Source organism: Streptomyces sp. NPDC060027 (genome assembly GCF_042737005.1).
Classification (GTDB): Bacteria; Actinomycetota; Actinomycetes; order Streptomycetales; family Streptomycetaceae; genus Streptomyces.
Window position 1 is genome coordinate 1 of the sequence record NZ_JBHWVI010000328.1, and the last position, 6960, is coordinate 6960.

At 65.9% G+C, this 6960-nt stretch carries 3 protein-coding genes, 1 tRNA gene and 1 pseudogene; all 5 read left to right on the forward strand.

The window, feature by feature from the left end; translation table 11 throughout:
- The first annotated feature begins 819 nt into the window (after positions 1 to 819).
- A tRNA-Arg gene (locus tag ACFWBT_RS40445) sits at positions 820 to 892 on the forward strand.
- Between the two features lie 1220 nt (positions 893 to 2112).
- A complete protein-coding gene (locus tag ACFWBT_RS40450) occupies positions 2113 to 3396 on the forward strand; it encodes an FAD-dependent oxidoreductase (protein WP_385709104.1) in 1284 nt (427 codons plus the stop codon).
- Between the two features lie 274 nt (positions 3397 to 3670).
- Complete coding sequence (locus tag ACFWBT_RS40455) at positions 3671 to 3832, forward strand: hypothetical protein (RefSeq protein ID WP_385709099.1); 162 nt, start codon at positions 3671 to 3673, stop codon at positions 3830 to 3832.
- An 884-nt stretch (positions 3833 to 4716) separates the two neighbouring features.
- Positions 4717 to 5706, forward strand: coding sequence for a GTP 3',8-cyclase MoaA (gene moaA, locus ACFWBT_RS40460; protein WP_385709101.1), 990 nt, complete (start codon positions 4717 to 4719; stop codon positions 5704 to 5706).
- A gap of 298 nt (positions 5707 to 6004) precedes the next feature.
- Positions 6005 to 6572, forward strand: a pseudogene (locus ACFWBT_RS40465) (transposase); the annotation flags it as partial.
- Positions 6573 to 6960 lie beyond the last annotated feature (388 nt).

The following is a 6960-nucleotide window of genomic DNA, read 5'->3' on the forward strand; positions in this document are numbered from 1 at the left end:
AGGGGGCCGGAATGCTTTTCTGGTACTTCCAGCACACTCCCGTGGAGCACGGAATCCCTGAGTAGTCCATACCCAAAACAGAAAAAATCGGGCATCAGTGCTCCGGTTGCAGTTCGCGATCTACATGTCCGGACGGCTTGTGGAGGATATTGGCTGGTCGAGCCGGTGGGCCATGTCGTGGACGCGTCGGACGACGAACGGGCGCTGGTCCGCTGCGGGTGAGCGGTATCAGCCCGTCCGGCCTGGGTAGACGTGTTCGTCGGCGCGGACGACGGGTGAGGAAGGCGTGGGCGGCCATCGCGAGGGTGACCCGGCAGTGCCAGGACGTCCCGCATCTGACCTGGTGTTCGTCCAGTCTGGTCAGGCCTTTGGCGGACTGGATGGTCTTCTCGAGCGTCCATCTGCGTCCGGCGGCCCGTACCAGGGTGGGCAGCGGAACCCGGGTCGCCGAGCGGCGGAGGTTGGTTGCGGTGCGGTCGGGAGAGGGTTGGCTGATGGGCGCTGCTGGTGGGAGCGGGTGCCCGTGCCTGCCTGTGCTCCCACCGTCTGGGCCGCGACCTTCATGATGAGTAGCGATCGCTCCTGGAGGGAGGTGGACTTCCATGATTCAGTGGAACTGGAAGCACAGCAGGAACTTCCCGTCTGCCGCTGTGGGCTGCCAGTGCCAGCGGAGCCGGCCCCCACCCGCCAGGGAAACGATGAAGAGGGCCCGCTTCGTCTGGATGCGGCACAAGCAGGCATGACGCTGGTTGGCCGGGCTCGCCGTCCGCATTGCGGGCGTGGCAACTTGGGACGGCACGGTCGTGTTGTCGTAGTTCGGCTCCCGTAGCTCAGTGGATAGAGCGGGCGCCTTCTAAGCGTCTGGCCGCAGGTTCGAGTCCTGCCGGGAGCACTGCCTGACGCCGTCCGCGCGTTCACCGCGTGAGCTGGCATCAGCGCGGCCCGCCTCGCCCTGCGGCCGACAAGGGCTACAGCAGCGGCTCGTGCCGCGAGTACCTGCGACGCCGCGCCATCCAACACGCGATCCCGGCAAAGACCGACAGCCAGGCCACACCCGCCTACGGCATAGGCTCACGCGGCGGGACGGCCACCCGGCTTCGACGACGTGCGGTACAAGAGACGCAACACCATCAAACGAGCGATCAATAGACTGAATCAGTCCTGCTACACCCGTGGCACCTACGGTGGAGGGATCCGGGTATTTCAGAGGTAGCGAATACTCATGGCGGACATGCACCAGCAAACGAAGCTGGGGTAAGGCTCGAAGCGAAGCTTCTGTACGGGGGCGCAGCCGTCCGGGCTACCGAGGGTTTTGCTAACATTTTTCAGAGGTCGCCATGGCAGCTGCCACGCATGAAGCCGTCTTTGGCATTCGCTCAGTCGTCAAGGCCGTCTCCTGGAACCAGCGCGTCCGGTGGGCGGCCGTCTGGGCTGGATGGGGTGCCTACTTCGCCGCAGCAGAGTACGTCGCTCTACGCTCAGGACACCCCGATGCGCCCTTGTCCTCACACCTGCGATCCCTCTTGGGCGTAAAGAAGCGGAGCCGGCACACTAAGGCTGGCCAGGTGGCGGCAGCAGCCGGTGCCATATGGCTCGCGGATCACCTGTACCGGAAAGGGAAATAATAGCCGGTCCGGCTCACCCGGGCCGCAATCCGCCCCTCGAAGAACTGGCATTCCGCCGCTGCAGCGAGGGGAGCCGGGGTCCTCGAAATACGGCGACAGAACACAGGCGCAGGGTCGACGCCGATGTCACGACCGAAGTTCTTCGGCTTACACAGCATCCTCGTGTTCCAACCGAACCCACGGATCTACCGACCTGAAGCAGACCGGTGTACCCGCGGGTTCAGGCTGAAGGACCTTCGGTTTCCTTGAACCCACGGGGACCAGGGCCCTGTTCTCCCGAAGCTGCCGCGAAGTGACAAGTACTCTCTGTAGCGGATCTCGGATGCGCTTGTCAGCGTTTCCGCCAGGAAGCAACCACAATTGCGCAACCATGACTGTCATAGTCCCGTCTTGCAGGCGACCCTTACCGCTCACCTGGACAGGATTCTTTCGCATGAAGTCACCGAACGAAATCGGGCGCCGCAGGCTGCTCGGTTCGGCTCTCGCTATGGCCGTCACCGGGACGGTGGCTTCCTGCAAGCCGAGCACAACGACAAGACGCGGCAACCCCGCGGTCCGGGAACCGGTGGCATACCTGCGCACGTCCTGGTCCAACGACCCCTTCGCCCGCTGCTCCTACTCCTACCTCGCGCCCAGCAGCCTGGGTGCGCGGGCACGCACAATGCTGGCCGCGCCGGTGGGAGACCGCCTGTACTTCGCCGGGGAGACGACGTCCTCCGAAGCGCCCTCCACAGCCCACGGCGCCCTGGAGAGCGGACGGCGCGCGGCCAGGCAAGTCATCGACGCGGCCGAGGAGGGCGAGCACATCGTGATCATCGGGTCCGGGTTCTCCGGACTCGGCTGCGCTCGCGCGCTTGTCGACGAGGACTACCAGGTGACGGTTCTCGAAGGGCGCGACCGCATCGGCGGGCGGATCTGGACCCAGCACATCGCCGGAGTGCCGGCGGAGATGGGGGCCTCCTGGATCCACGGCTCCTCGGGCAACGTCATGACCCGCATCCTGAAGGAAATAGGCGACCCGAGCTACACCTTCGACTACGACAACGTCACCGGTGAGGACGATCAGGCGATGCGCGAGCTCGCCCGCTATGAGGCGAAGTTGGAGGATGCGGAGGACCCGAATGAAACCACCGTCGCCTCAGTGATGCCACGCGATCCCTCCGCCGCGCTGCGCACTGCCTTGAACATCAACTATCCCCTGGAATACGCCGCCGAGCCCCGTCAGCTCTCGGTGATGGCCACCCTCGAGGGCCGGGACCTGAAGGGCCCTGATCTTCTGCTGCCGCGCGGCTACGATCGGATCCTCGCGCAGGTCCGCGGCGGTATCCCGGTGCGTATGCGGCACGTCGTCACCGGCATTCAGTACGGCAGGGACGGGGTGACGGTGACCCTGTGGGACGGCAACACCGTGCAGGCCGATCGCGCGGTGATCACCGTTCCGATCGGCGTACTCAAGGCCGCAACCATCGACTTCGAGCCGACCCTGCCCGACGCCAAACAGGAGGCCATCAAAGCGCTGGGAGCCGGTCTTCTCGACAAACTGTGGCTCGAATTCCCCAAGCCCTTCTGGGACAAAGACGTCGACGTAATCGAATGGTTCGACCCCAAGAACCCCAACCTGTGGTCCTGGTGGGTCAACGGATACAAGGCCTTCGGCAAGCCTGTACTCCTCGGCCTCAACGGCGGCGACCAGGCCCACCGACTCGCCCGGGCATCCGACGACGAGGTCGTCGACAGCGCGATGAGAGCACTGCAGCACATGTACTCCTGACCTGCGCCACTCAGACCCCGCCTGACTCTGGCAGGGGAGCCTTTCAGTCGGCAGTTGCCGATCGTCCGAAGCGGTGCTCTGACCGCCACGGGCGGGCATTCTCATAAATGGTCCTTTGCCAGAGCAAGATCGCTAGGCCCGGGAAGACCCTGGGAACCACGGATCGGTTCGCAAAACTCGTTCTCACTCAAAAGCGGGAGTCACCCCCTTCTGAGAGTTGCATTTTGCGAGAATCTGGGCTCATGACGGATCCTCAAACCGCACCGTGTCCGATGTGGACGACATCGAGCGCCACCCGTGCCCGCGCTGCGGCGCCGAGTCCGGATCACCGTGCCGCTCGCGCGGCGGCGCGGTCGCCGGCGCCTACCACAGCGGCCGCTTCACCAAGGTGCCCCGGCTCGCCAAGCTGCTGCGGGTGCCGACTGCGGACCGGTAGCCACGGCGGCCCCGCCCCCGGCGCCGATCGACCCGGACACCCTGACTGCGGACATCCGGATCGGCAACGCGCGCTGCTCGGATGGCGTCCCTTGTCGTGGTGTAGCCGATCAAGGTATGGGAGTGCGCGGGCGTCTGCCCCGGGGCGCACACCTGATGCGGGTGGCTGCTCCCTGACCAAGGGGCGGCCACTGTGCGACTCTCCCTGCTAAAACGCCAGTTCAAGCTGCTGGAGTGCACGATGGTCCTGTCTCAGTCTGACCTGATACGCCTGCTGGAGTCACTACGTTCGTCCGACGGAATCGAGCTCGTCCGCAGTGTGGCGAGCGGATGCTGCAAGAACTGATCGAGGCCGAGGCCACCGTGCACATCGGCGCGTAGTAGAACGAGCACACCTCCTCGCGGACGGTCTTGCGCAACGGGCACCGCGACAAGACCCTCACCACGCTGGTCGGCGACCTGGACCTGGCGATTCCCAAGGTCCCGCACTCGGATGGTGCGCCCTCACTGCCCTCTGCGACGGTCCGGCGCGTGCCGTGGATGAGGGAGGGGAGTGAAGTACTTGCTGAACGAGAAGACATGATCGGCCGGACAAGTCGTAGCCGTTGCAAGTACCAGGGATATTGAGGATAAGCACCTGTTACCTGATGTGGTGCTCGTCGGGTGGATGCAACTGTTTGCCTTGGACGCCGCTTCTTGCGGCGTGATCTCACGCTCGTGCACGGTTTGGCGATGGCACGTCTGGAAGGTGCGGTTCGGCTCGGTGTCCCCCTGGCGGACTGGCTCCGCGGGTGGCGGTCTGCTCGTGTGAAAGCAGGCTGGCGATGGCAGAGATCCGCACAGCGGAATCCAGTCAGATCCGTTCCGGCGGGGGAGGGCCCACCAATGCTCATCGACACCTATGGCCGTGTGGCTACTGACCTGCGGGTTTCGCTCACCGACCGATGCAATCTGCGGTGTACGTACTGTATGCCCGAAGAGGGCCTGCGATGGCTCGCGAAGCCTGATCTGCTCAGCGACGACGAGATCGTCCGGCTGATCCGCATCGCCGTGACCACCCTCGGCATCACCGAGGTCCGCTTCACCGGCGGCGAGCCGCTGCTGCGTCCCGGCCTGGTCGGCCTGATCGAGCGCTGCGCCGCCCTCGAGCCCCGCCCCAAGATGTCGCTGACCACCAACGGCATCGGACTCAAGCACACAGCGTCTGCGCTCAAGGCGGCGGGTCTCGACCGCGTCAATGTCTCGCTGGACACCCTGCGGCCCGACGTCTTCAAGACGTTGACCCGGCGCGACCGGCACCACGATGTGCTCGCAGGCCTCGAAGCCGCCCGTGACGCGGGCCTGACCCCGGTCAAGGTCAATACCGTCCTGATGCCCGGTCTCAATGACGACGAGGCGCCCGAGCTCCTCGCCTGGGCCGTGGAGCACGAATACGAGCTGCGCTTCATCGAGCAGATGCCGCTCGACGCTCAGCACGGCTGGAAGCGCGACGGCATGATCACCGCGGGCGACATCCTTACCTCCCTGCGGACCCGCTTCACGCTCACCGCCGAAAGTGACGACGAACGCGGCTCGGCCCCCGCGGAGCGCTGGATCGTGGACGGCGGCCCGCGCCGCGTCGGCGTGATCGCGTCCGTCACCCGCCCCTTCTGTAGTGCCTGCGACCGCACGCGCCTCACGGCCGACGGCCAGGTGCGTACGTGCCTGTTCGCCCGCGAGGAGACGGATCTGCGCGCTGCGCTGCGCTCGGACGCCCCCGACGAGGACATCGCCCGCATCTGGCGGCTGGCGATGTGGGGTAAGAAGGCCGGCTCAGATCTTGACGACCCGTCCTTCCTGCAGCCCGACCGCCCGATGTCCGCGATCGGCGGTTGAGCCTCAGCGTCCGCTGTCGGTTTCCGGCCACCGCTCCCACTCCTGGAGCGTCACGACATCCTTCAGAAGGTAGTCGCCGGGCATTATCCAACCGATCTGACGGGCAGAAGGGTGCTGAGCCGGCTCGCAAGCAGTCTCGTACACGCTCAGCAGCACGATGTCGGTACGACTTCGGAGTCGATGCGGCATGTGCCGGGCGTACGACTCCGTCGCCTCCCAAGGCATGTCGTAGCAGTCCGAGCCAGACCAGTAGTTGAGGGTGATGGCAGTGCGCCCTCCGTGCTCCTCGACCACGTCAAGTGCCGCCCGCGCCTTTTCATTGATCTCATCCGGACCGGTACGTCTGGCCCGGCCCGAGGCCCGCGCGGTGCTGACCGCAGCACCGGCCCCAGCCAGGGCCGCGAGACTGACCCCGGCCCAGTTGCGGACCGCGTTCAAAACGCCCCGGCCGCACTCGCGGCATCGACTCCGAGGTCGACCGCCTGCGGACGGTCTTCCGCAGCGACTACGCCCATCAGCCGCAAGCTGTCGAGGACGCCTTGGGGCATCAACTTCGCGCACTCTTGTGTCAGTTGGACGCGGCCTGTCTGGCCGCTGAGGATCTGGCGACGGCGGTGGAGGAGCATTTTCGCCGGCACCCGGACGCTGAGATTCTCCTCAGTTTCCCCGGCCTGGGAGTACAGCTTGCCGCTCAGGTGCTTGCCGAGACCGGAGACGACCGCAGCCGTTTCGCCGACGCCCGGGGACTGAAGGCATACGCGGGTTCGGCTCCCATTACCCGGGCTTCCGGGAAGAAGAGGTTCGTCGGACGCCGGGTGACGGTGGGCCTACTCATCCCATACAGCGCAGCCAGCGCCGCGTGCGGCAGGTGCAGCCGCAGGTAGACCAGGGTGACCAGCACCCGATCGACGAAGACCAGCCGGTGATCGGGTCCGGCACCAGCCGCCCGCTGGGTCGCCGCTGCGTCGTTTCCGGAGCGCGGACTCGCACTGCGCCGTCCACGGACCAGCCAACTCCTCGATCAAATCGCCGAGATGCGCACGATCAAGGCCGCAGAAGGCAGGATGGGACAGGGCCGCGCGGGCCGATGAGGACGTCACAATCCACTCAAGCCTGCGCGGCTCCTCCTACCTACGCAGTGACGCAATTGTTATTCGCGTCATCGAACTCCTCCGTGGATACCCCGGCCTTCAGGCCGGGGAGGAAGCGGACTCCTGCGGAGCAGGGCAGCGGGTTGGGATTCGCCGTCAGGGC

Excerpts from the sequence above, each read along its gene's own strand:
- ACFWBT_RS40450 (WP_385709104.1), top strand. The coding sequence starts at position 2,113 with ATGGCCGTCACCGGGACGGTGGCTTCCTGCAAGCCGAGCACAACGACA.
- moaA (WP_385709101.1), top strand. The coding sequence starts at position 4,717 with ATGCTCATCGACACCTATGGCCGTGTGGCTACTGACCTGCGGGTTTCG.